This window comes from Brachyspira sp. (assembly GCF_029258575.1).
GTDB lineage: Bacteria > Spirochaetota > Brachyspiria > Brachyspirales > Brachyspiraceae > Brachyspira.
This window is the reverse complement of the sequence record NZ_JARHYI010000033.1, coordinates 23,879-47,142: the sequence shown is the minus strand read 5'-3', so window position 1 is coordinate 47,142 and position 23,264 is coordinate 23,879. Positions and strand designations below refer to the sequence as shown.

Annotated in this window: 21 protein-coding genes; 13 read left to right on the top strand and 8 right to left on the bottom strand. The window is 27.3% G+C overall.

Going from position 1 to position 23,264, the window contains the following annotated elements; translation table 11 throughout:
• The first annotated feature begins 193 nt into the window (after window positions 1–193).
• Entirely contained in the window at window positions 194–796 is a 603-nt protein-coding gene (hisB, locus tag Q1J76_RS02820) for an imidazoleglycerol-phosphate dehydratase HisB (RefSeq protein WP_300366475.1), read from the top strand.
• A gap of 107 nt (window positions 797–903) precedes the next feature.
• Window positions 904–1,527 carry an imidazole glycerol phosphate synthase subunit HisH gene (hisH, locus tag Q1J76_RS02815; protein ID WP_300366472.1) on the top strand — a complete coding sequence of 208 codons (624 nt, stop codon included), beginning with the start codon at window positions 904–906 and terminating at the stop codon, window positions 1,525–1,527.
• On the opposite strand, the gene Q1J76_RS02810 is transcribed toward hisH, so the two are convergent.
• The 5 genes from Q1J76_RS02810 to Q1J76_RS02790 form a co-directional block, all read right to left on the bottom strand.
• The gene (locus tag Q1J76_RS02810) at window positions 1,519–3,069 is read right to left on the bottom strand and encodes an FAD-dependent oxidoreductase (RefSeq protein WP_300366469.1); all 1,551 of its coding nucleotides are present in this window, start codon (window positions 3,067–3,069) and stop codon (window positions 1,519–1,521) included. The genes hisH and Q1J76_RS02810 overlap by 9 nt on opposite strands.
• Before the next feature lie 80 nt (window positions 3,070–3,149).
• Window positions 3,150–4,532: a 2Fe-2S iron-sulfur cluster-binding protein gene (locus Q1J76_RS02805; protein ID WP_300366466.1), complete on the bottom strand. Its 1,383-nt coding sequence runs from the start codon at window positions 4,530–4,532 to the stop codon at window positions 3,150–3,152.
• Window positions 4,533–4,554: 22 nt separating this feature from the next.
• Window positions 4,555–5,718, bottom strand: coding sequence for an NADH-ubiquinone oxidoreductase-F iron-sulfur binding region domain-containing protein (locus Q1J76_RS02800; RefSeq protein ID WP_300366463.1), 1,164 nt, complete (start codon window positions 5,716–5,718; stop codon window positions 4,555–4,557).
• Window positions 5,715–5,984 (bottom strand): NAD(P)H-dependent oxidoreductase subunit E, encoded by a 270-nt coding sequence (locus Q1J76_RS02795; RefSeq protein ID WP_300366460.1) that lies wholly within the window; start codon window positions 5,982–5,984, stop codon window positions 5,715–5,717. Before Q1J76_RS02795 ends, Q1J76_RS02800 begins: the two co-directional genes overlap by 4 nt.
• 310 nt (window positions 5,985–6,294) lie before the next feature.
• Window positions 6,295–7,770, bottom strand: coding sequence for a leucyl aminopeptidase family protein (locus tag Q1J76_RS02790; protein ID WP_300366457.1), 1,476 nt, complete (start codon window positions 7,768–7,770; stop codon window positions 6,295–6,297).
• 163 nt (window positions 7,771–7,933) lie between these two features.
• Here Q1J76_RS02790 and Q1J76_RS02785 point away from each other — a divergent pair, with 163 nt between their 5' ends.
• From Q1J76_RS02785 to Q1J76_RS02740, 10 genes are all read left to right on the top strand, one after another.
• Window positions 7,934–8,431, top strand: coding sequence for a hypothetical protein (locus Q1J76_RS02785; RefSeq protein ID WP_300366454.1), 498 nt, complete (start codon window positions 7,934–7,936; stop codon window positions 8,429–8,431).
• 195 nt (window positions 8,432–8,626) lie between these two features.
• Complete coding sequence (locus Q1J76_RS02780) at window positions 8,627–9,127, top strand: hypothetical protein (protein WP_300366450.1); 501 nt, start codon at window positions 8,627–8,629, stop codon at window positions 9,125–9,127.
• 32 nt (window positions 9,128–9,159) lie between these two features.
• The gene (locus Q1J76_RS02775; protein WP_300366447.1) at window positions 9,160–9,933 is read left to right on the top strand and encodes an SDR family NAD(P)-dependent oxidoreductase; all 774 of its coding nucleotides are present in this window, start codon (window positions 9,160–9,162) and stop codon (window positions 9,931–9,933) included.
• Window positions 9,934–9,954: 21 nt separating this feature from the next.
• Window positions 9,955–11,922 carry a hypothetical protein gene (locus Q1J76_RS02770; RefSeq protein WP_300366444.1) on the top strand — a complete coding sequence of 656 codons (1,968 nt, stop codon included), beginning with the start codon at window positions 9,955–9,957 and terminating at the stop codon, window positions 11,920–11,922.
• Between the two features lie 18 nt (window positions 11,923–11,940).
• On the top strand, window positions 11,941–12,873 hold the full coding sequence (locus Q1J76_RS02765; RefSeq protein WP_300366442.1) for a lysophospholipid acyltransferase family protein: 933 nt from the start codon (window positions 11,941–11,943) through the stop codon (window positions 12,871–12,873).
• A gap of 234 nt (window positions 12,874–13,107) precedes the next feature.
• Window positions 13,108–14,619 (top strand): DegQ family serine endoprotease, encoded by a 1,512-nt coding sequence (locus Q1J76_RS02760; protein WP_300366439.1) that lies wholly within the window; start codon window positions 13,108–13,110, stop codon window positions 14,617–14,619.
• Window positions 14,620–14,832: 213 nt separating this feature from the next.
• Window positions 14,833–17,436, top strand: coding sequence for an alanine--tRNA ligase (gene alaS / locus Q1J76_RS02755; protein ID WP_300366436.1), 2,604 nt, complete (start codon window positions 14,833–14,835; stop codon window positions 17,434–17,436).
• Window positions 17,437–17,443: 7 nt separating this feature from the next.
• A complete protein-coding gene (locus Q1J76_RS02750) occupies window positions 17,444–18,100 on the top strand; it encodes a HEAT repeat domain-containing protein (protein ID WP_300366433.1) in 657 nt (218 codons plus the stop codon).
• A 19-nt stretch (window positions 18,101–18,119) separates the two neighbouring features.
• A complete protein-coding gene (locus tag Q1J76_RS02745; RefSeq protein ID WP_300366430.1) occupies window positions 18,120–18,902 on the top strand; it encodes a hypothetical protein in 783 nt (260 codons plus the stop codon).
• The gene (locus tag Q1J76_RS02740; protein WP_300366427.1) at window positions 18,902–19,192 is read left to right on the top strand and encodes a hypothetical protein; all 291 of its coding nucleotides are present in this window, start codon (window positions 18,902–18,904) and stop codon (window positions 19,190–19,192) included. The genes Q1J76_RS02745 and Q1J76_RS02740 overlap by 1 nt, the downstream gene beginning before the upstream one ends.
• A gap of 45 nt (window positions 19,193–19,237) precedes the next feature.
• Here Q1J76_RS02740 and Q1J76_RS02735 read toward each other — a convergent pair whose 3' ends face one another.
• The 3 genes from Q1J76_RS02735 to Q1J76_RS02725 all read right to left on the bottom strand — a co-directional run bounded on the left by Q1J76_RS02735 (window position 19,238) and on the right by Q1J76_RS02725 (window position 21,366).
• Window positions 19,238–19,657: a C-GCAxxG-C-C family (seleno)protein gene (locus tag Q1J76_RS02735; protein ID WP_300366423.1), complete on the bottom strand. Its 420-nt coding sequence runs from the start codon at window positions 19,655–19,657 to the stop codon at window positions 19,238–19,240.
• A 25-nt stretch (window positions 19,658–19,682) separates the two neighbouring features.
• Window positions 19,683–20,660: a beta-ketoacyl-ACP synthase III gene (locus Q1J76_RS02730; RefSeq protein ID WP_300366420.1), complete on the bottom strand. Its 978-nt coding sequence runs from the start codon at window positions 20,658–20,660 to the stop codon at window positions 19,683–19,685.
• A 67-nt stretch (window positions 20,661–20,727) separates the two neighbouring features.
• Window positions 20,728–21,366, bottom strand: coding sequence for a queuosine precursor transporter (locus Q1J76_RS02725; protein WP_300366417.1), 639 nt, complete (start codon window positions 21,364–21,366; stop codon window positions 20,728–20,730).
• A gap of 158 nt (window positions 21,367–21,524) precedes the next feature.
• Between Q1J76_RS02725 and Q1J76_RS02720 the strand changes: the two genes are divergently transcribed.
• Window positions 21,525–23,165 (top strand): tetratricopeptide repeat protein, encoded by a 1,641-nt coding sequence (locus Q1J76_RS02720; protein WP_300366414.1) that lies wholly within the window; start codon window positions 21,525–21,527, stop codon window positions 23,163–23,165.
• Window positions 23,166–23,264: the final 99 nt, after the last annotated feature.

Here is a 23,264-nt window from a genome sequence, read left to right as displayed (position 1 = left end):
TTTTCTGTTGTGTATTATACTGTTTCATAGATATTCCTTTTTGTTTTTTTTAGCAATTTAAATTATAAGGAATATCTCATTTTTTTTAAACTAAAAGTGTGCAATATCTATGGAACTTAAACAATATAAAAAATTATATAAATATTGCAAAAAATGAAAGTATAATTATAATTTATTTTTAGGAGATTTAATCATGAGAACTTCCGAGATAGAAAGAAATACTGCTGAAACTAAAATAAAAATTAAATTAAATATAGATGGTAGCGGAAAATATAGTAATAACACTAAAATAGGTTTCTTTAATCATATGCTTGATTTATTTGCAAGACATGGAAGATTCGATTTAGAAACTATATGCGACGGCGATATCGATGTTGATTATCATCATTCTGTTGAAGATACTGCTATAGTTTTAGGAAAATGTTTTTCTGAAGCTTTAGGAGATATGAAAGGTATAAAAAGATATGGGAATTTCTGCATGCCTATGTGTGAAGCTTTAACATTAGTAGCAGTTGATATATGCGGAAGAAGTCATTTAGTTTTTGAAAGCGATTTAAAACATGAAAAAGTAGGAGAATTCGATACAGAACTTGTTAAAGAGTTTTTTACAGCTCTAACAAATACTATGAATATAACCTTGCATATAAAAACTTTTTATGGAGAAAATACTCATCATATAATAGAATCAATATTTAAAGGTGTAGCTAGGTCTTTGGCACAGGCTTGTGAAATAGATGAAAAATATAAAAATGAAGTTCTATCTACGAAGGGTATGCTTGAAAATAATAAAAATTAAATCATTATAAAATTTATTATTTTAGCTAAAATTAAATTAAATATTTATATTTTGACTTTTATAATTTATTTTAGTATAATTATCTATCGAAAGAAATAGGATTAAAAATGACTGTTATAATAGATTATGGTGTTGGAAATTTATTTTCTCTTATATCATCATTAAAATATATAGGTATAGATGCTGTACTTACAGATGATGACAAAGTTATCAAAAATTCTGATTTTATTATACTTCCTGGTGTTGGAGCTTTTAGAGATGCTATAGAAAAACTTGAGAAAAAAAATGATGGGATATTAAAAAATACTATTATAGATGAAGCAAAAAAAGGCAAGTTAATTTTGGGAATATGTTTAGGTATGCAGATGCTTTTTGATAAAAGTTATGAATATGGAGAATATAATGGACTTAGTCTTATAAGCGGAAATATATGCCCTATAGAAAAAGATTTAAATAATAAAGAATTGAAAGTTCCTCATATGGGCTGGAATAATCTCAATATAAAAAAAGAAGATAAAATATTTAAATATATTAAAAATATGGAATATGTTTATTTTGTGCATTCATATTATGGAAAAAATTGTGATAATAGTATAATAGCCGATAGTGAATATGATATAAGAATACCAGCTATTGTAAAAAATGATAATATATACGCAATACAATTTCATCCTGAAAAAAGCGGAAATACAGGACTTAATATATTACGAGGATTCAAAGATTTAATATAAAGCAACCCTAGATCTTTTTATTTCTGTTCTGTATCTTTTTATTTCCCATTCGGTTCTCTGTTTATCCCATTTAAGAATATTAGCCATTTCCTCTGCTATATGTTCAGATATTAAAGTACCGCAGTCATTTTCGGTAAGTATAAATCTAAGTCTTCGCATCATAATATCATCTAAATGTATAGCATGCTCAACTTCAATAAAATATTTGATAAGACCTCTGTTAATTCTATAATCTAAACCTACCTCTACAAGTAAGGAAGAATCATTCTTACAAAGTTCATTCAATTTTAAAATTAAATTCACAGATCCAAAATAATCTATAAGGAATTTAAGCATTTTTTCATTCAAAACTAATTCTGTATTTTTATCAAATTTACCGTTTATTACTTTTTGATTGCTGAACCATTTATAAGGTTTTCCATACATCCTTATTAAAGTTTTTATAGAAATATGAGAAGAAGTAGTAAAGTTTCCTCCTTCCACTAAAAATAATCTATATTGAGGATGTGAATGTATTTTAAATTGTGAAGGATTAAGAGGCATCATACCAGACTGAGTTGTAATTATATGATTTTTATTAACTATAGAACTGAAATAGGTATTATATATATCAAGTAAATACTCAGCCTCATCGCTTGTAGTATATACACAGTCAAAATTATTAATATTTTTTTTAACAGTAGGACCTATAATAGTATTATTTTTCCAACGCATTAAAAATACATTTGCTCTTGATTTTATTTTTGGTAAAACCACAGATTTATTTATATGTATTAAATCATTATCTATAACTAAATGACTTCCTTTAACATAAGTAACACCATCTTCAAAATTTCCATTAGGAAGCAATGAACTTATACTATGTCCCCAAGCTCCTGCCGCTATAAGTATCGTTTTGGCACTTGCTGTATAAACTTTTCCTGTGATTTTATCGGTAAATACTACATTTTCTATTTCTTTTTGATTATATTCAAAAGCCTTCACTTCAGCATAATTCAATAAATCAGTGCCGTAGCTTTCAGCTTTCAATAATAATTCTATAACATATCTTGAATCATCCAATAATCCCTCATAATATTCTATAGAACCTATAACATCATTACTTATTAAATCAGGCAAATCATCTAATGTTTCATTTCTGCTATGAGATATATGCTTTTTTGTTTTTCCAAATAGAGAAAATATATCGTATAGTATAGCCTTAAGCTCTTCTCTAAAAAGACCCGAACCATTATATTCATATATGGGACTGACAACACCGAAATAAGGCGAAGAACTTTTATACATTAGATTATTTCTTTCTTTTACTCTATGGGCTATATTTATTAGATTTTTGCTATTCATATCATTAAAGCCACCCGAAAGCATCTTTGAAGTTCTTGATGAAGAACCATAAGAAAAATCATGCTTATCAAGCAAAAGTGTGGAAAGACCTACTCTCGAAGTTTTTAATGCTATTGTAGCCCCCATAACTCCACCTCCTATAATAATAATATCATATTTTTCATTATTATGGAGTATCTCAGCTCTCGTTTTTGCCATAAATACCTCTCCTATATTTTGATAAGAAAATAATAATTAGTATATATGCAAGCCTATATATATAGTATATAACAAAATTATTACAAATACAAATATTTTAATAAATCTCTTAAATTTAATCTATTTTTATTTTTATCCAAAAAAGCTACTATCTCTTTAACCTTTCCATGTCTGTCTATATAATGTCCATCAAACTCTCCTATATATGAGATAGGAAAACTTAAATAAGCATTATAAGCCAAAACAGAAAAATTCGGACTGAATACTATGTAATTCCCTTTATTCCTTTTAGAAAAATTTATTATATCATCATTATCATCTAAAGCATCTCCCAATATAATAAATTTTTTGAATTTTTCATCATTTATATTATCGTAAAATATAGAATACTTTAAATCCTTAATAGAATAATCATTAATATTAGTATAATTATTTCTTATAACTCCTGAATTTGTAGCCATTCTATTTTTTTTTACTGCCAAATTCGATAACCCTATACAATTAACAAAATCATCAAAAGCCTTAATATCTTCTATAGGATACATACTTGAACCTATAGCCAAAGTGCAATCCAAATCAATATTATTTATAAATTCATGATAAAGCCCTTTAGCCCTATCAAATTCGCATTGCATTCCATTAAAAAAAGGCGTCTCTAATACATTATTAGAGTAATAATCCATCTTCCTTCCATAATCGCATAAACCATACTTCTTGCCATTAGGTGATGATATATCCTTTATACTATGACTTATATAACTATAATCAACTTCGCATAAATGATTGCATCCTATACAAAAACTGCTTATAGTTTTTACAGTGCTTATATCATCTCTATTTTTATTATCTATACTTCTTTCAACATCAAAAACATGAGTAGGACATAAATCTGTTATCATAGAGTTATATCCATCAACAACTTTATAATCAATACATATACCGCAATTAATACATCTTTCAAAATTAAGCTTTATATAATTAGGCAGATTCATTTTTGATACATAATCTTTTATTTCTTTTATATTAAAATCATATTCATTAAATGCATTCTCTGAAGCCTCTATAGAAATATGATAAATATCCAAATACTTTTTCAATTTGCAAATATAATCAGCACCGCAGCTTTCACATATAGGTTTATGCATATAAAGTATAGCTTTAAGAAGAGAAGTTCTATACTTTATAATATCTTCATCTTTATCATTCAAAACACTCATTCCATTTTCAACTATTTCATTACAAGCATATCTATAAGAATATGAATTTTCATTTTTTTTCTTTACCTTAACCAAACATAATTTGCATCTTAAAATACTATTTTTTTTTTCAAATGTATTAGTATTATTTTTATTGTATGAACATAAATGAGGTATATCTATATTAATGTAAGATAAAGCCTGAAGTATAGTATATCCCTTCTGAGCCGATACCGTATTTCCATCAACATTAAATTTTACTATCATTTATAAAGCCTCTTAAGATTTTTTAATCTTTTATAAAACTATATAATGTTACCCTATTTTCTATCAAATACAAAAATTCATCACTAAACATCTCTATAGATGATGATATGCATTTAGCCAAACTTTTTATATATAAACATGAAGCACCAATATCTACCATTTCAACAGCTTCTTTTAAATTAGCATAATCATTAAAATCAGAATTCCCCAAAAGCATTCTATTTATATAATATTCACATAAATCAAATCCATAACTGCAAGGCATACATTTCTTACATGATATAGTTTTTGCAAATTGAATTATCTTTAATACCACCCTTATCATACATCTATTTTCCTGTATAAAGCATAATCCACCGTTTCCAAATTTCATATTAAAACTATCAAAGCATTCATAATCCAAAGTCATTTTTTGAAAAGTATTAAAATCTACAGGAGGATTTAAAAAACCATTTGTAAATACACATTTTATAGTATAATTCTTATCAGTACCGCCTATAGATTTTACCACATTTCTTAAAGGAGTATACATTTCAAATTCATATAAATTAGGCTTTAGAATATCCCCAGAAACAGAAAGTATATTAGTACCTTTATATTCTCCAGAGCCATAATTTTTAAATGAAAATCCTCCAATATGTGCTAAATATGTAATTTGAGAAATAGTTTCTAAATCGAATATGTATTTTTTATTTTCAAAAAATGAAGGTATTATTCTAATATTAAATTCATTATAGTATGAATCTTCATCATATATATTTATTTTTGTATCATTTGTGAAATTGGAATCTTCTGCCTCTACAATAGCTTTTATTATTATATCTTTTTCTTCTAAATAATAATTTTTTAATACTATATCTATTTTTTTTATATTAAGAATTTTGGCTATAAATAGAACTCCGTCTAATATTAAATGTGGATTATTTTTTATAATAAATTTATCTTTAAAAACTAAATAATCTAAAGAAGCAACATTTATCAGTATAAAATCTTCTTTAATATTAGCATCTGTTAATATTTTATAAATAGAATCTTGAGTTATATCCCTTTTAAATATAGGATAATTCTTCAAATCTTCAAAAAAAGATTCATTAATTTTCTGAACGGCTAAATAATCACCGAAATGATCAATATATGACTTAATACTTTCTATAACATTTTCATTATGCAGTACAAACTTTTTCATCTTTTTCTTACATGTATAGCTTCTATATACTTAATAATACTTTTAAAAGACGATTTTGTACACTCCATACCATTGATAAGGACAGGTACAGCATTATGGCAATTATGCATACACTCCATCTCTTTAAGGAGCATACCATCAGAAGACAGTATGCCTATTTGTAAGTCATAATGCGAACGAATGGTTTCTAAAAGTGCATAGGATTCATTCATAGAGCAATGAAGTCCTACACATACTTCTATGACAGTTTTAGCATTGCTTGTCATATTATTTTCCCATTAAAAACTATAATACTTCAAGAGACGAAAACATTAAAATGTATAATGTTAGTTTATATTATTTTTTCTTATGCCTATTTTTGCGTAAACGTTTTTTACGTTTATGCGTAGCCATCTTTTGACGAAGTCTTTTTCTTCCTGAAGGCATATACACTCCCATTTTATCTAATTTGAAAATTTATTATAACATTTTACACAAATAATTTCAAGTTTAAAAATTAATTATAATACTTTTTTATTCATAAAAAAAGGAAGCACATCAATTAATACACTTCCCTATTTTTATCTATAATAAATATTAAAACTTATCTATATCAACTAATTTTTCTACTGTTTTAGCAAGTAAATAAACTCCCACTCCTGTAGCACCTTTAGATATATATTTATTATTAACATCGCTTATAGAAGTGCAAGCTATATCCAAATGAGCCCATTTAGCTCCTTCGGTAAAATATGATAAGAATTGAGCAGCTGTTATAGTACCTGCATATCTTCCGCCTGTATTCTTAATATCAGCTATATCAGATTTTATCTGCTCTTTATACTCTTCAAACATAGGAAGTTCCCATACTCTTTCATAAGTATCATCACCTGCATCCTTCAAAGCTGAAGCCAATGCTTTATCATTAGACATTAATCCTGTAGCATTTTTACCCAAAGCTATAGAACATGCCCCTGTAAGTGTTGCAATATCTATTACAAAATCAGGATTATATTTCTTTATTCCATAAGAAAGTGCATCGGCAAGTATAAGCCTTCCCTCAGCATCTGTATTAACAACCTCAACTGTAACACCATTATGCATTTTTAATACATCTCCTGGATTAATAGCACCGCTTCCTGTTTTATTATCAGTTAAAGGACATACCACAATAACATTAGCATCTAAATTCATATCGGATATTAAGAATAAAGCACCGCAAACAGCAGCAGCTCCAGCCATATCATCTTTCATACCCAACATGCTATCAGCAGGTTTTAATGACATGCCACCTGTATCGAATGTTACACCCTTTCCAACTAATAAAATATTCTTTTTAGCTTTAGCTTTCTTGTATTGAGCTATAAACACTCTAGGAGGATTTTTACTTCCAGCATTAACACCTAATATTCCATTCATACCATAAGTTTTTAATTCTTTTTCAGTAAGAATTGTAACTGGTATCTTTCTGCTTTCAGCCTGTTTTTTTGCTCTATCTACAAATGTTAATGAATTTATAACATTACTAGGTTCATTAACCATATCTCTAGCCCAAAATATATTATCTGCTATTTGACTTGCCTTTAATATAGCATTTTCTGTATCTTTTTTATGTTCTGAAACTAAAAGTATATTTTTAATATTTGACTTTTCTTTTAATCTCTTATCTCCTAAATAATTATCAAAACTATAATAAGAAAGTATTATACCTAAACAAAATTGAATATATGATTCTTCAGAAGCTATTTCAGAAAATAATTCAGCCATATCCACTTCTATATCATCAATATGTAAATCTTTCATTATTTTTATTAATGAAGCACCCGCATTTTTCCAAGTTTCATACATATAATTTTTTACTTCTTTATAAGTTATAAAAATTACCCTTGTATTACTTGCAAATGCAAAAGCAAAAGGAGTTGATATTGTATAATATTTATCTTTTACCAAGCTGTTAAATAATTTTATATATTCTTCATTAAATGTACAAACTTTAGGCTCTTCTTTTTCTACTTTTACAAATACAGCCACAGTATGTTTTTTAATAAAATTAATTGTATGTTTAAGTTTCATTTTTGAATTCCTTTATATTTTAGAAATAACTTTCAATTAACAATTATATATAATGTTAGTTTTATGTCAATTAGAATAAAAAAAAATTATATAGTGTATGTTGCAATATAGTACTGAATATATATAATATTTACATAATCCAAAATGGAGGTTAAGTGAAATTATGAGAAAAAAAATATTTAATGCTATTATAATTACAATATCATTATTATTTATTGTTTCATGCGGAAGTGGAGTAAGCAAAAACAGACCTGAAGGCTGGATTAATAATGATACTTTTAGAGTTATGGGAATGGGTTCTCCTTCAAATGATGTAAATGACAAATTCAGAAGAGAAGTAATATCAAGACAGGCTGCTGAATTAGATGCTAAAAATAAAATAGCAGCTAAAATCGTAGGTTCATATATAGAATCCTTGAGTTCTACTGAAAAAGGTATGATAGATGAATATATTATACAGGAAAGAGTTGCTGGAAGAATAAGAGGAACTTCTATTATAGAAACTAAATGGGATTCCAAACAAAATTGTACCATTGTTATGGAGCTTTACTCAAAAAATCTCAAAAAACAGATGGATAGTTTGGTAAGTAAGTATCTTAATGAGGTAGGTATGCAGTATACGGCTCAAGATATTGCGGGAATGGTTAAAACTTATGAATAATATTTAAAATATATCATAAAAAAAGAGGCTTTTAAAGTCTCTTTTTTATTTTAAAGTAAAAAAATACAATAATCGATAATAAAATAAAGTAATAAATTTTGCATTTTGATTATTGCATAAAATTATTTTTTTTATATTATTATAGTATAAAACTAAAAAATAATGAAATGCATCTATAAAGAAAGGAGATGTAAAATGAAATTTGTAAAATTATTTATATTGACAATAACATTATCTTTATTGTTTATTTCATGTGGAAATGGTGTAAACAAGAGCAAACCTGAAGGCTGGATTAATAATGATACTTTTAGAGTTATGGGACTAGGTTCTCCTGCTAAAGATATAGATACTACAGATAAATTTAGAAGAGAACTTACTTCTAAACAAGCTGCAGAATTAGATGCCAAAAATAAAATAGTTGCTAAGATCGTAGGTTCATATATAGAATCTTTAAGTTCTACTGAAAAAGGTATGATAGATGAATATGTTATACAAGAAAGAGTTGCTGGAAGAATAAGAGGAGCTTCTGTTGTTGATACTAAATGGGATTCTCAGCAAAATTGTACTGTTGTTATGGAACTATATTCAAAAGGTTTAAAAAATCAAATGGATAGCTTGGTAAGTAAATATCTTAATGAGGTTGGTATGCAATATACAGCTCAAGATGTTGCTGGAAAAGTAAGAACTTATGAGTGATATAATAAAATATAGTTTTAGGAATCAATATTATGTATGCAGAAAATATTAAAGGGAGAACAGCTTTTGTATCTGGGGCTAGTGCTGGTATTGGAGAGGCAGTTGCTAAAATGCTGGCATCTAATGGCGTTAATCTTATACTTGCTGCTAGAAGAATAGAAAAATTAGATAAGTTAAAATCTGGATTGGAAGAGAAATATAGTGTAAAAGTAAAAACTATAAAATTAGACTTTTCAAAATCAGAAGATATTAAAAAAGCTATAGAAAATCTTGAAGATAAAAAAATAGATATACTTATAAATAATGCAGGTTTAGCTTTGGAAAAGGATTTGTATTATAAAAATAGTATAGAAGATTCAATACAAATGCTTAGAGTTAATTGCGAAGGATTAATAGTATTAACTAGAATTCTTCTTCCTTATATATTAGAAAGCAAACATGGACATATAGTAAATCTTTCCTCTACTGCGGCAGATGAAGTTTATAGCGGAGGAGCTGTATATTGTGCTACTAAATCCTTTGTAGAAATATTTGGAAACAGTCTTAGAGTAGAATTGATAGATAAGCCTATAAAAATAACAAATATAAAACCAGGTGCGGTAAATACTGAATTTTCAACCGTAAGATTTAAAGGAGATAAAGAGAAGGCTGATAATGTTTATAAAGGATTTAGCCCTTTATATGCTGAAGATATAGCCGATAATATAGAATATGCCTTGACTAGAAAAAGCCATGTACAAATATCAAGTATGACTATTATGGCAGAAAATCAAGGAAGTGCTACTATAATATATAAAAAACAGTAAAATAATGGGGAGTTATTATTTATGGGAGATATAGATAACACTAGAGATAGATTAAAATTAGATGAACTTAATAAAGATGCAAGAAAAGATTTATTTAATAAATTTGTAGATGCAGGCGGAGAAGTTGCAGCTGATAAGAAAAAAGTTAATACAGGTGTAATAGGCGGATCATCTAGAAGATCTTCAAATACATTGGTAGGTGGAAATGAAAACAAAAATTCTTCAAAAGGCTCAAATACAAAAAGTAATACTAAAGAAAATGTTAGTAAATCTTCTTCTGTAAGTACTCAAAACAAAAAGAATAACGGATTATTATTTAATATAAAATTATGGTTTAATGCCTTTAGTGCAGGCGTTATAACTTTTATTGGAGGAAATGTTAATCCTAAATTCTTAAACTTTATAGATAAAAATGTTATAGCAGCACTTTTAGAAATGGATACTCTCATCTTTAATGCTTTAAACCCAAGTGAAGGTTCAAATATAGATGCCAAAGCAAAACATCAAAAAATAATATCGCAATTTTCTAAAGAGTTAGATGATTTGGAACTTTTAGAGAGAATAAAAGATCAATATAATGAAAAAACATATAAAGATTTCTTAAGACCATATAAGAGATTAAACAGCAATGTTATGGCTGATAGTTATGTAAAAGAAATAAAAGCTATGTTCAGACCGCTTTATGTTTTGCATGCTTATTCTTCAAGAATGAAATTGGCAGGAGAAAAAGCTATGCTTGCATATGCTATGGTTGATAATATAAGTAAAGGTATAGCAAATTCAAGAATATCCGCTTTTAAAAGAGCTGTAGATTTAATATATTCAAAATATTATCCTAAATTATTCATACTATTACAATATGCATCAAAAGAGAAATTAGAAACTATTAGTGATTTTAACCGTTATTTAAATATTACTGATGAGGATATATTAGGATACTACACTAAATTAAGAAAAGATAAAGAAAAACTTCAGGAAACTAAAATAGAAGAAGCTAAAGAAAATATAGGAAAACAAAAAGACAATGAAGAAGAAAAATTAAGTAAAGTTGAATCTATAGGTGTAAAACTTATTAATAAATGTGTATCATTTAGCAAAGATGATAATGGTATAGAATATGAAGCAGATCCATTCTTCATTGTACCTGTTAAAGATAAAATTTACAGAATAAAAGTTTTAATAGATTTCTTAGATAGAGAATATTCTGCCGTGTTTGTTTCCAATAAAGTAAGATATAATTTGGTTTATGATAATCAAATAAGAACAGATTATAAAAATGATTTTAATAATATATTCTTATCATTATCAGATACCAATTCAAGATTAAATGAATACAGTGAGCTTTGCAAAACAATCACTAAAATAGAAGAAGATAAGACTATGCGTTTTGAACAGAGAGTTTCTATGCTTTCTGACAAAAATGGTCAACGTTCTTATTTAGCTAAAAATTTAAGAAATACTTTTATATCTATAATATCTCCTTTTAAGAAAAAACTTGATAAATTATTGTTAGATAAAGAAGAGAGAGAGAGAATAATAGAAAATCCTAATGATATACTAAGCTTTTCAGCAGAAATAGGAAAGGGCAAAAAGAGAATACAAGGATATAATGTAATGAAAGCTTTAACTGAAGCTTATTATTTCATTTCTGGATTTAATTATTTGATTACACAAGGAGAATTATCAGGTGCTGGAATATTAATAGAAACAGCAGACATTGAAGATGAAGTTATAGAAGATAAAGAAAAAACTACTACTGAAAATAAAAATGATAATTTAGAAAATAAAGATGTTAATGAAAATAATGTAAATGATATGAATGATGATTCTGCTGAAAATAAAAATGATGCGGAATTGTCAAATAGTGAATTTGATGAAGAGAAAGATGAAAAATTATCTGATGAAGATGAGAGTAAAGAAGAAAAAATAGAATCTCAAGAAGAAAAAAATGAAGTTGAAGAAGAATCTGATAAGGAAAATACAAAGTAGTAAAAGAGAGAGGGGCATTTGGCTTATAAATCACCGAAGGTTGTGATGCTTGAATATATTCCACTTCGTATATTGATGGAAATAATAGCATTTACTCCTTATATTATTGTAATATTGTTTGCTAAACTTATAGGTGCATTGATGTATTATCTTGTACCAAGTGTTAGGAAAGTAGCTTTAATTAATTTGAAACAGGCATTTCCAGAAAAAAGTTTTCATGAAAGAAAGAGAATAGCAAAGAGATCTATAAAATCTATGATTATGACATTTGCTGAATTTATTAAATCATCAAAAATGTCAGATGAGCAAATATTAAAAAGAATAAAAATAGAAGGTCTAGATAAGTTTGATGAGGCTATGAATAAAAATAAAAGAGGAATTATAGCTATTACTGGACATATAGGAAATTGGGAATATATAGCTTTTTATTTTGCTATAAAAGGATATAATCCTGGTGTCATATTCAGACCTCTTGACAATCCAAAATTAGATACCTATATGCGTTCTTGGCGTGAAAAAAGGGGAATGAGAAGCATATCCAGATGGGGAGATTTAAGAGAAATATTTTATGTTTTAAATGATAATTCTCCTGTAGCATTTTTATGCGATCAGAATTATTTAGATGGTGTTTTTGTTGATTTTTTTGGCTATTCATGTGCAACTGCAGTAGGTCCTGTTGCTATAGCCATGAAAACAGGTTCACCAATGGCAATAATTTATAGTTTACCAGATAGATACGGACATCATAAAGTTATAGTTCATGATATAATGTATATAGAAGAAAAAGAAACTAAAGAAGAAACCATAAAACATAATGTTCAAAGATATACAAAAAAATTAGAGGAAATAATAGCAAAACATCCTGAAAATTGGCTTTGGATTCATCCTAGATGGAATACCAGACCTAAAGGCGAACCCGAAATATTTTATAAGCATAATAATTATAAATAGTTTTTTACTTTGTATTTTTTTTCTAGGTTTATATATTATATAAAATCTACTAAAATTAATAATTGTATATATGTTTTATTTTAAAAACTATAGGACAGAATTTTCATATAATAGCATTTTCATTATAATTTTTATAAAAAAATATTATATTTGTTGTTACTTTAATATAATTAAGGCAATTATTAAATTTTAGTTTTGAAAATACATCTTAATAAATTAGGAGGTTATGAGTATATGGAGCAAAAAAAACGTTCATTTATGTTCTTTTTTAACCTTGGGCTTACATTTACTTTGGTTGGTATAATTATTTCTTTCTTAATATTTTCGTATGAAAAAAATTATAAAAAAGATAACTTTTTAGTTCATGCTCAAGCGGCACCTGAAAAAACTTCTTTCTCTGGATCTTTAGACGGAGCTTTAGCTGTTGAAGGTGCTATAAGAGAAGTAGTTGATAAAAATATGCCTGCTGTTGTTAATATATCTACAGAAATAGATGCAGGTCAGACAGAAGAAGACAGATATGCTGATGAGTTTTTCAGATTTTTCTTCGGAGATCAAATGCCTAGACAAAAAAGAAGTCAGAAATCTTTAGGAAGCGGTTTTATTATTAATGAAGAAGGTTATGTACTTTCTAATTATCATGTTGTAAAAGGTGCTACTAAAATAATGATTACTTTATATGGTGAAGATGTGGAACTTCCTGCTAAATTAATAGGATATGATGAGGCTTATGATTTGGCATTATTAAAAATAGAGGCTAATAACAGAACTTTCCCTTATGTTTCTTTGGGAGATAGTGATGCTATAGAACCAGGAGAATTTGCTATTGCAATAGGAAATCCATACGGACTTAATAATACTGTTACATTCGGTATTGTAAGTGCCAAAGGTAGAAGCGATGTTGGAGCAAATAAATATCAGAGATATATACAAACTGATGTTGCTATAAACCCTGGTAATTCTGGAGGTCCTTTATTCAATATTCATGGTCAGGTAATAGGAATTAATACTTTAATATACTCTACTTCAGGTGGAAGTATAGGAATAGGTTTTGCTACTCCTATCAATCTTGCTACTTCTGTTATGAATGATTTAAAAGAAAATGGAAAGGTTACAAGAGGATATTTAGGAATATACTTACAGGATATAGATGAAAATTTATCAAGAGGTCTTAATGTAAGACAAAACAGCGGTGTATATGTAAGTGAGGTTATACCTGATTCTCCAGCTCATAAAGGTGGTTTACAGGACGGAGATATCATAATAGAATATGATCATGAGAAAATGACAAAATCAAGAGATTTATTTAATAAAGTAGCAACTACAAAAGTAGGAAAAGAAGTTACCGTTAAATATTTGAGAAATGGAAGAGAAAGAACTACAAAAATCACTATAGAAGCTAGAGTTGAAGATGAAAATGTTGTACCTACTAGACAGTCGCAGAATAATTCACAAAGTGGTACTCGTTCTTGGATGGGTTTAGATGTTTCTAATATTACTCCTGAAATATCTCAAAGACTTCAGATAAGAAGCAATGAGAGAGGAGTTGTAGTTCTTAATATGACTCAAAACTCAAAGGCGTATCAATACGGACTTAGACCTGGAGATGTTATTAAAGCTATTAATGGAATCACTATTTCAAATATAGATGATTATAATAACTTTGTTAAATCTTATGGAAATGATAAGTCCTTTACCATAACAATAAAACGTGCAAGAATGACTTATGTTATAATTATAGAATAGTGCTTTAACTTTTATAAGTTTAATAGAAGAGAGGAGGAAAAAATAATCACTCCTCTTTTTTATTCACAATATGATTCTTTGTGTTATGTTACTATTTTTTAATTTTAACTTGCATTCATAATTAATTTAATATATTATTAGTAAGATATGATTTTTTTTATTAAGAAGTATTAATTTTTATGTATATAAATGTTCTTAAAAACAGGAGTGATTATGACACATTTAGAATTGAGAGAAAAATTTAAAGAATTTTTTAAAAGCAAACAGCATGCAATAGAGAAATCATCATCTCTTATACCTATAGATGACCCTAGTCTATTATTTACTACAGCGGGAATGCTTCAATTCAAACCATATTATGCGGGTATAAAAAAAGCTCCTTATTCAAGAGTTGCAACTATACAGAAATGTTTCAGACTTTCTGATTTAGAAAATATAGGAAAAACAGCAAGACATCATACTTTTTTTGAAATGTTTGGTAATTTCTGTTTTATGGGAGATTATTTCAAGAAAGAGGCTATAGAATTTGCTTGGGAATTTTCTACTCAAGTAATTAAACTTCCTATTGAAAAAATATATGTTTCCATTTATGAAAAAGATGATGATGCTTTTAAAATTTGGAATGAACATATAGGAATACCTAAAGAAAAGATAGTAAGACTTGGAAAGAAGGATAATTTCTGGGGACCTGCTGGAGATTCTGGAGCTTGCGGACCTTGTAGTGAGCTTTATATTGATATGGGAGAAGAGAAAGGATGTGATAATCCTAATTGTTTCGTTGGATGCGATTGTGAGAGATATTTAGAGTTTTGGAATTTGGTATTCAATGAATTCTTTCAGGATACTGATGGTAATTTATCTCCTTTACCTAATGTTGGTATAGATACAGGAATGGGACTTGAAAGATTATGCTATATTACACAAGGTGTTGAAAGCAATTATCAAACTGATGTGATGAAGCCTATAGTTGATGCTATAGCTAAAAAACTTAATGTAAAATATGAAGATAAAAATAAAACTAAAATAAATTTAATAGCCGACCATTTAAGGGCATTAGTATTTGTAATATCAGAAGGCTGTACTCCTTCAAATGATGGACGCGGTTATGTACTTAGAAGGCTTTTAAGAAGAGCTTTAAAAACTGCAAGCGATTTAGGACATAAGGTTGCTTTCTTAAATGAAATTACTTCTTCTGTAGTTAATGTTTATAAAGAGGTATATGATTATCTTCCTAAAGAAGAAGAGAATGTTAAAAAAATATTAAAAGAAGAAGAAAATAAATTTATAAATACAATATCTGCTGGTATGAATAAACTTTACAGTGTATTTGAAGAAAGCAAAGAGAGTAAAGTAATATCAGGAAAAGATGCATTTATGCTTTTTGATACTTACGGACTTCCTATAGATATAACAGAAGAAGAAGCTGCTGATCATGGATTGACAGTTGATAAGGCTGGATTTGAAGAGGCTATGGAAGAGCAGAAAAAAAGAAGCAGAGGAACTGGCGAATATAAAAAATCAAAATTTGGTTATGTTGAAAATTATGAAACTAAATATGTAGGCGAAGATACTGATAGTTTAATTAATGGAGTAAATGCAAAAATTGTAGCTATATATGAAGATAATAATCAAAAAGAAAAAACTTCATCTTCAAAGGCTGTAATAATAACTGATGTATCTCCTTTCTATGGTGAGATGGGTGGACAAATCGGAGATAATGGATATATAGAAAACTCAAAAAAAGAAATGATAAAAATAATAGATACTCAAAAGAAAGAAAACACTATTATACATATAGCAGACTGCAGTGAGCATTCTTTAAATGTAGGAGAAGAAGTTAAACTGCTTGTTAATTTTAATAGAAGAAGTGCTATAAGAAAAAATCATACAGCTACACATATACTTCAAAGAGTATTAGAGCTTACACTTGGAAATCATATTAATCAGGCTGGAAGTTTTGTATCAGATGAATATTTAAGATTTGACTTTACTCATCCTGATTCAATATCTGAAGAAACTTTAATGAATATAGAAAATCAAGTTAATGAAGCTGTATTCAAATCAATGCCTGCTGTAATAAAATATATGCCTAAAGAAGAGGCTATTTCCTGCGGTGCTAAGGCTTTATTTGGTGAAAAATATCCTGATACTGTAAGAATACTTGATATAGGAAACGGCTTCTCTGTGGAACTATGCGGAGGAAGTCATTTGACAAATACATCTGAAGTTGGTTATTTTCATATAGTAAGCGAAGGTTCTGTGGCAAGTGGTGTGAGAAGAATAGAGGCTATTACTGGATTAAAGGCTGCTAATGAGGCTAGTAAATTATTCAATAAAGTGAAAAATTTAGCACATATACTTAATGCTTCAAAAACTGATGAACTTACAGTTAGAGCTGAGAGTTTGCAAAATGAAGTAAAAAAGCTTCAAAAAGAGATTAAGCAGTTAAAAACTTCAGGTGCTGCTACTGTTTCTTTTATGGATAGCTATGAAGAGTTAAAAGGAATTAGATTCTATAATTTAGAGTTTTATGAAGATATTAAAGAAGTTAGGCTTTATGCTGACACTATAAAAGAGAGAGTAAAAGACAGTATTGCTGTGATGATAAGTAAAACTGATTCTTCAAATTCTATACTTGTTCAGATAACAGGAAATGCTTTGAAAGAAAAGAAATTATCCGCTAATAATATTATAAAAGATATTATAGCTGTAAGCGGAGGTAGAGGCGGTGGAAAAGATACTTTTGCTCAAGGCTCTATAGAAAATGTAGAAAAGGCTAAAGAAGAAATTAATAAATTAAAGAGTAAATGGTTATAAAAATAATATGAAAAAAATTATAATGGCTTTTGTAATATCTCTATTGTTTTTATCTTGCTCTGAAAAAGATGTTACATTAAGAAGATTAGATGATGTTAATAAAGCAGAAAAGAAACTTGCTAAAAATCCAGACAATGAGGAAGTTATATTAAGGGTTCTTAATGCAGCTCAAAATGGAGGAAGAGAGGTGCGTGCTGAGGCAATATGGGTTTTAGGTAAGATAGAGGCAGATATTGCATACAGCGATTTTCTTAGGGCAAGTGTTGAAGATCCTGATTTCAATGTAAGATGCTTAGCTATTTTAGGGCTTGGAAGATTGGATGCCAATAATCCTGAAGCTATTGATAGGGTAAAAAGATCTATATCTGATACAGATTTACAAGTTCAAATAGAAGGGCTTAAAGTAGCTGGAAAAATGAATGCAAAGGCACTTTTAAACTCTATACTTGATAGTTTATCAAGCAAAAACAAATGGGTTAGAATGGCCGCAGTTGAAGCATTGAAAGATTATGATGATATAAGAGTTGATAGATCTTTAAATTTACTTGCTTCTACAGATAAAGATTATGCTGTAAAATCTATTATTAATCAGGTAATAGAGTACAGAAAAAATGAAGTTAATAATGAAGTTAATGAAGAAGAAACTGTAAAAACAATAGAATAGTTTAAGGAAAATATATTAGATGAATAGGAAAATTAATTTTTTTATATTTATAATATTATCTTTATTTATTACTATATCATGTGCTTCTAAATATTCTTATGTGAAAGTAGATGATATTATAGGAAAAAATAGAACTATAGCTGTTGCTTCTTTTACATTTACTAAAAGTATGACTAATCATTATTTAGATAGATTAAAATATTTAAATACTGAAATATATACTGATTTTGTATTGAACAGTTTTATTAGTAATTTTAATTCCCAAAATGAAATGGTTAGGCTCATAACTTTAGAAGAAGCTATGGGAAATAAAGATTTTGCTGAATTGCCTAATCACTCCATATTGGGTGCTAATTATGTAGCTGCTACTGGTACTTTGGCAACGAATAGATTGAGTGAGAAAACTTTATCTGCTCTTGCCGATAAGGTAGACGGTATAATGTATGCTAATTCCACTATGTCTTTTTGGTCTCAAAAGGTTACTATAAATTTTGAGATATATGATTTAGAGGAAAATTATTTATGGATAGATACCTTAAATGGCGATTCTTATCATATAATAGGAGATACTGGTGCTCCTACCAGACAAACTGCCTATGAGATAGTTATTGCCGATGTTATGAAGTATCAAAAAAGACATGCTGAAGAATTATATATAGTTATAGATCAGGCTATATCAAATGCAGTAAGCAGATTAAAAGGAAAAGTTCCTTATGCCTTCAATACTAATAATATTATATTTACACAGAAAACTTTTAGTTTAACAAATGAAGATTATGCAAAAAAGGCGGGTATATATTAATGGCACAAAAACAAAAAATAGAATTAAATTTTAATGATGTAGATGATTTTCATTTTAAAAAACCATTAAAAGGTTATATGATGAAAATAGCCGATGATCATTATGTAATAGGCAATGAAGATTTAGCTATAAAATCTACAGGAAAAACACCTAAAGAAGCGGCTGAGATGCTTAAAGAACAATTTATAGTACTCGCTAATGATATAATATACAAATCTAAATATGCACCTTTAAGTGAAAGAGAAAGAAAAAAACTAAATATTATTAATTCTATATGCGATATTATTTAGGGTTTTAAAAATAAGTATTTCTGCTGTATTTTTAAAACTTGAAAATTAATTTTTTCTATAATCTTTATATTTTTCCATTAATTCATCAAATATTTTAGCAGCTTCAAATATTAAATAGCTGCATCCTTCTTCTGGATGTCTGTATTTTTCTACTAATGTATCGCAATTGATACTTTCCATTTTATCATTAAATTTATTTATATATTCAACTTCTATTTCTTTTAAAAGAGTACCTTCATGTCCCCTATCCTCTATAAAAGCTTTAGCAAGTGCCATTATTCCGCCTGTTAATATTCCGCATGTAATTCCAACACCCATACCACCACCAAAACCAGCAGCCAATTTTAAATCATTTTTATTTATACCAAGTTCATAAACTTTATTAGCTCCATAAAGAATCTTTTCAGCACAATTTAAATCCTCTTTCTTACCAAAACCAGAATATAAATATTCATACAATGTCATAATAAAAAACCTCTATATTATATTATTAGAATTTTATTAAAGTTGAACCCCAAGTAAGTCCTGCCCCAAAAGCGGTTAATAATACATAATCGCCCTCTTTTATAGAACCTGATTCAAAAGCCTCAGTAAAAGCTATTCCTACACTTGCGGCAGATGTATTACCGTATTTTTGTATATTAACATAGAATTTATCATCTTTTAAACCTAAATTCTTAGCAACAACATTCATTATTCTAGTATTAGCCTGATGTGTTATTATAAGAGATAAATTATTCAAATCCAAATTAACATTTTGTACAGTTTTATTTATAGTTTCATCGAAAGTCTTAACCGCCTTCTTAAAAACTTCAGTACCAGCCATTGATATAGTATTAGTATTATCCTCAACATTCTCTTTCGTAATAGGATAAACACTTCCTCCACCCTTTACTATAAGTATTTCATCATTAGGCTCAGAACCTATATCGGTGGATATAATACCCTTACTATCATCATCAGAAGCCTCTAATAAAGCACTACTTACACCATCTCCAAATAATATAGCAGTTGTTCTGTCTTCCCAATTAAGTATATCAGAACATTTTTCAGTGGCAATTATCAAAACCTTTTTACACTCTTTACTCTCTATAAGAGAAGCAGCCGTATTTAAAGCATATATATATCCAGAACATGCTGCTGATATATCAAAAGCAAGGCAGGAATTTTTTATATTGAATGCCTTTTGTATAAGTCCTGCAGTAGAAGGAAAAGTATATGATTTTGTAGAAGTAGCAACTATTATAGCATCAGCATCTTCTACTACAGCACCTTTTACTTTTAAATTTTCTACAGCTTTTATTGCCATATCTCCAGAACTTTCCTTTTTATCTGCTATTCTTCTCTCTTCTATTCCAGTTCTTGAAACTATCCAATCATTATCAGTATCCAACTTTTTTTCTAAATCATAATTAGTTATTATGTTTTCAGGTAAATATGATGATAAATATTTTATAATAGCTCTCATAAAATCAACTCTCTATTTTTGTATTCAAAATATAACAATTATATTATTTTATGTAAATAACTTTTAATTAATTATGATAATTTTTATCTTTTACTAAATATATCATAGGAACACTTATAATAGTAACAGCATATTTTACTATAAAATTAAATATAAATATACCAACTAAAGCATCAAAAGGCAATGCCCCCCAAAATGCTATAACTACAAAAATCAAATTATCAACAGGTATACTGAATGCATTACTAATAAGCACTCTAAACCATTGATATTTTTTTGTAATTTTAGTAACAAATAAATGATATATCTCAGTATCTACAAGCTCAGATAATGAAGAAGCTACTATAGAAGCTATTGCTATTCTAAGTACAGGGCTTAATGTTAATTTAAAAGCCTCATTAAATTCCCAAGTTGAATCTGCAGGTATTTGAGATATCATATAAAAGTATATAGGAGAAAATATATTTATAATGGCAGAAACCAATATAAGCTTTTGAGTATTTTTCTTACCTATAGTTTTATGTGCCATATCCCTAATTGTAAAAGCCAAAGGATATAAAAATGTTCCACCGTCTACTGCCAAATTTAAAACATTCGCTATTTTTACACTTGCTATATTCGATATCATTTGGCAGGCTATATAAGAACAAATAAGCAATATACTAATAAATGAAATACTGAATTCTTTCTCTTTGATATTTTCCATTTTCCAAAATCCATTAATTTAATATATAAATATAATATAATATATTAAATTAATGATTTAGTCTATAATTTTTTTTAGAATAAAGAAGTAATAAAGATTGAAAAATATAGAAAATGATATATTATTTATGTAGTTATCATAGGAAAAGGTTATCTAAAATGCTTTATATTATATCAGCATCCGCAGTATTAATAATTTTAATTATTCTCATTATAAGGAAAATTTTATGTAGAGACAAAAAAGGTATTTCAAACAAACATATCAGAAAACAAATAGAAGAATTGACAAATAAAATCAATGAAGATGAAAAAGATTATGTATCTATTTACCAATTGGCTAAAATCAAAGAACAAATAGGAGAAACTGAAATTGCTTTTGAAATGTATGAAAAATTACTTCCGCTTTCTTTTTATCAAGAAAAAGAGGAATTAGAAGTATGCTTAAAACTCGAAAAATATTATGAGAGTATAGAAAAAAAAGAAGAGGCTTTCAAATATACTCTAAAAATTGCTAAACTAAATTCTGGAAGCATGCTTCATAATATAAAAGCTGGTACTGTTCTTTGCAATGAAGGATATTATATAGTTGCATGCGATCATTTTAATAAAGCTATACTCAATAAAAATGAATTTGATATAGATTCTATTAAAGCGGCGGCATTCAGTTTTTTCAAATCAAAAGATTATAAAAAATGTATTGTATTTTTGGAAGAACTTCAAAAAAGAATTGTAAAAGAAAAAAATATAAATGATATTGATTCTGTAAATCGTACTTTGATATCAATGTATATGATTTCAGATGAATTAAATATTGCAAGAAGCTTTATAGAGAAAATCATTGTTGATAAAAATGTTAAAGATAAATTCTTCCTTGACAGAATATATCTTCACATACTATATAAAATTCTTGATAATGAAAAGTTTAAAGAACTATATGATGATTTATATAAAAAATATAATATAGCTAGTCCTGATAAAAAAATATCTGATTTGATTATGGATTATTCTTTCTATTCATATTTTTTGAGAGATTTATCATTATCAATAAAATTATTTCAAAATATAAAGAATCTCAATTTACCTGAATTCGCTTCATATAATATTGGAAATATAATTAAATATTTATCAGATATAAATAATGCTACAGAGCAGCTTAATAAGTTAAGAAATTTCATAAAATTAGATAATTCTAAAAATGATAATTATGAAAAGTATGTTGATAAAGAATATATAGAAAATTGGGAAAAAGCTGTAGATTTATGGGAAGGATCATTTATTGATATAAATTACTTAACTTCTTTAATAAAAATACAAAATAATATAAATATTAAAAAAGTATTAGATGAATTGAAAATATCAGAAAATACTAATTCAAATGAAATGAATCTTAAAATAGTTCAAAAAGTTGATAAGATTTATAATATGAATATAATAGATTTTAAAAAGCTATGTCAAAATCTAATACGCACAAAATTATCACATTCTATCATACAGGAATATACAGATGCTGCTTCTACAAGCGATTATGGTGATGAAGTTAACTATCTCACATATAATACTAAAGGAAATAAAAAAGATACTACTCTAATATCTTTTAAAAGATGGAAAAAAATAGAAATAGGAGAATTAATCATCAGAGATTTCTTAATGATGGTTAATGAATCAGGAGCTAAAAACGGTATTTTAATAGTGCCTGTAAAATTGAGCAGTAGTGCTAAAAGTTATGTTTCATATAATGATAAAGTAACTGTATACTCAAGAAATCAATTCAATAATCTCCTTAAAGAAGAAAAATTATAATACTTATAAAAATAAAAAAGCGGCAGCCTATAAAAAATAAGTTGTCGCTTTTTAAATAAAAAAACATTTAATCATTAAAGTCTAATTTAAATTATAAAA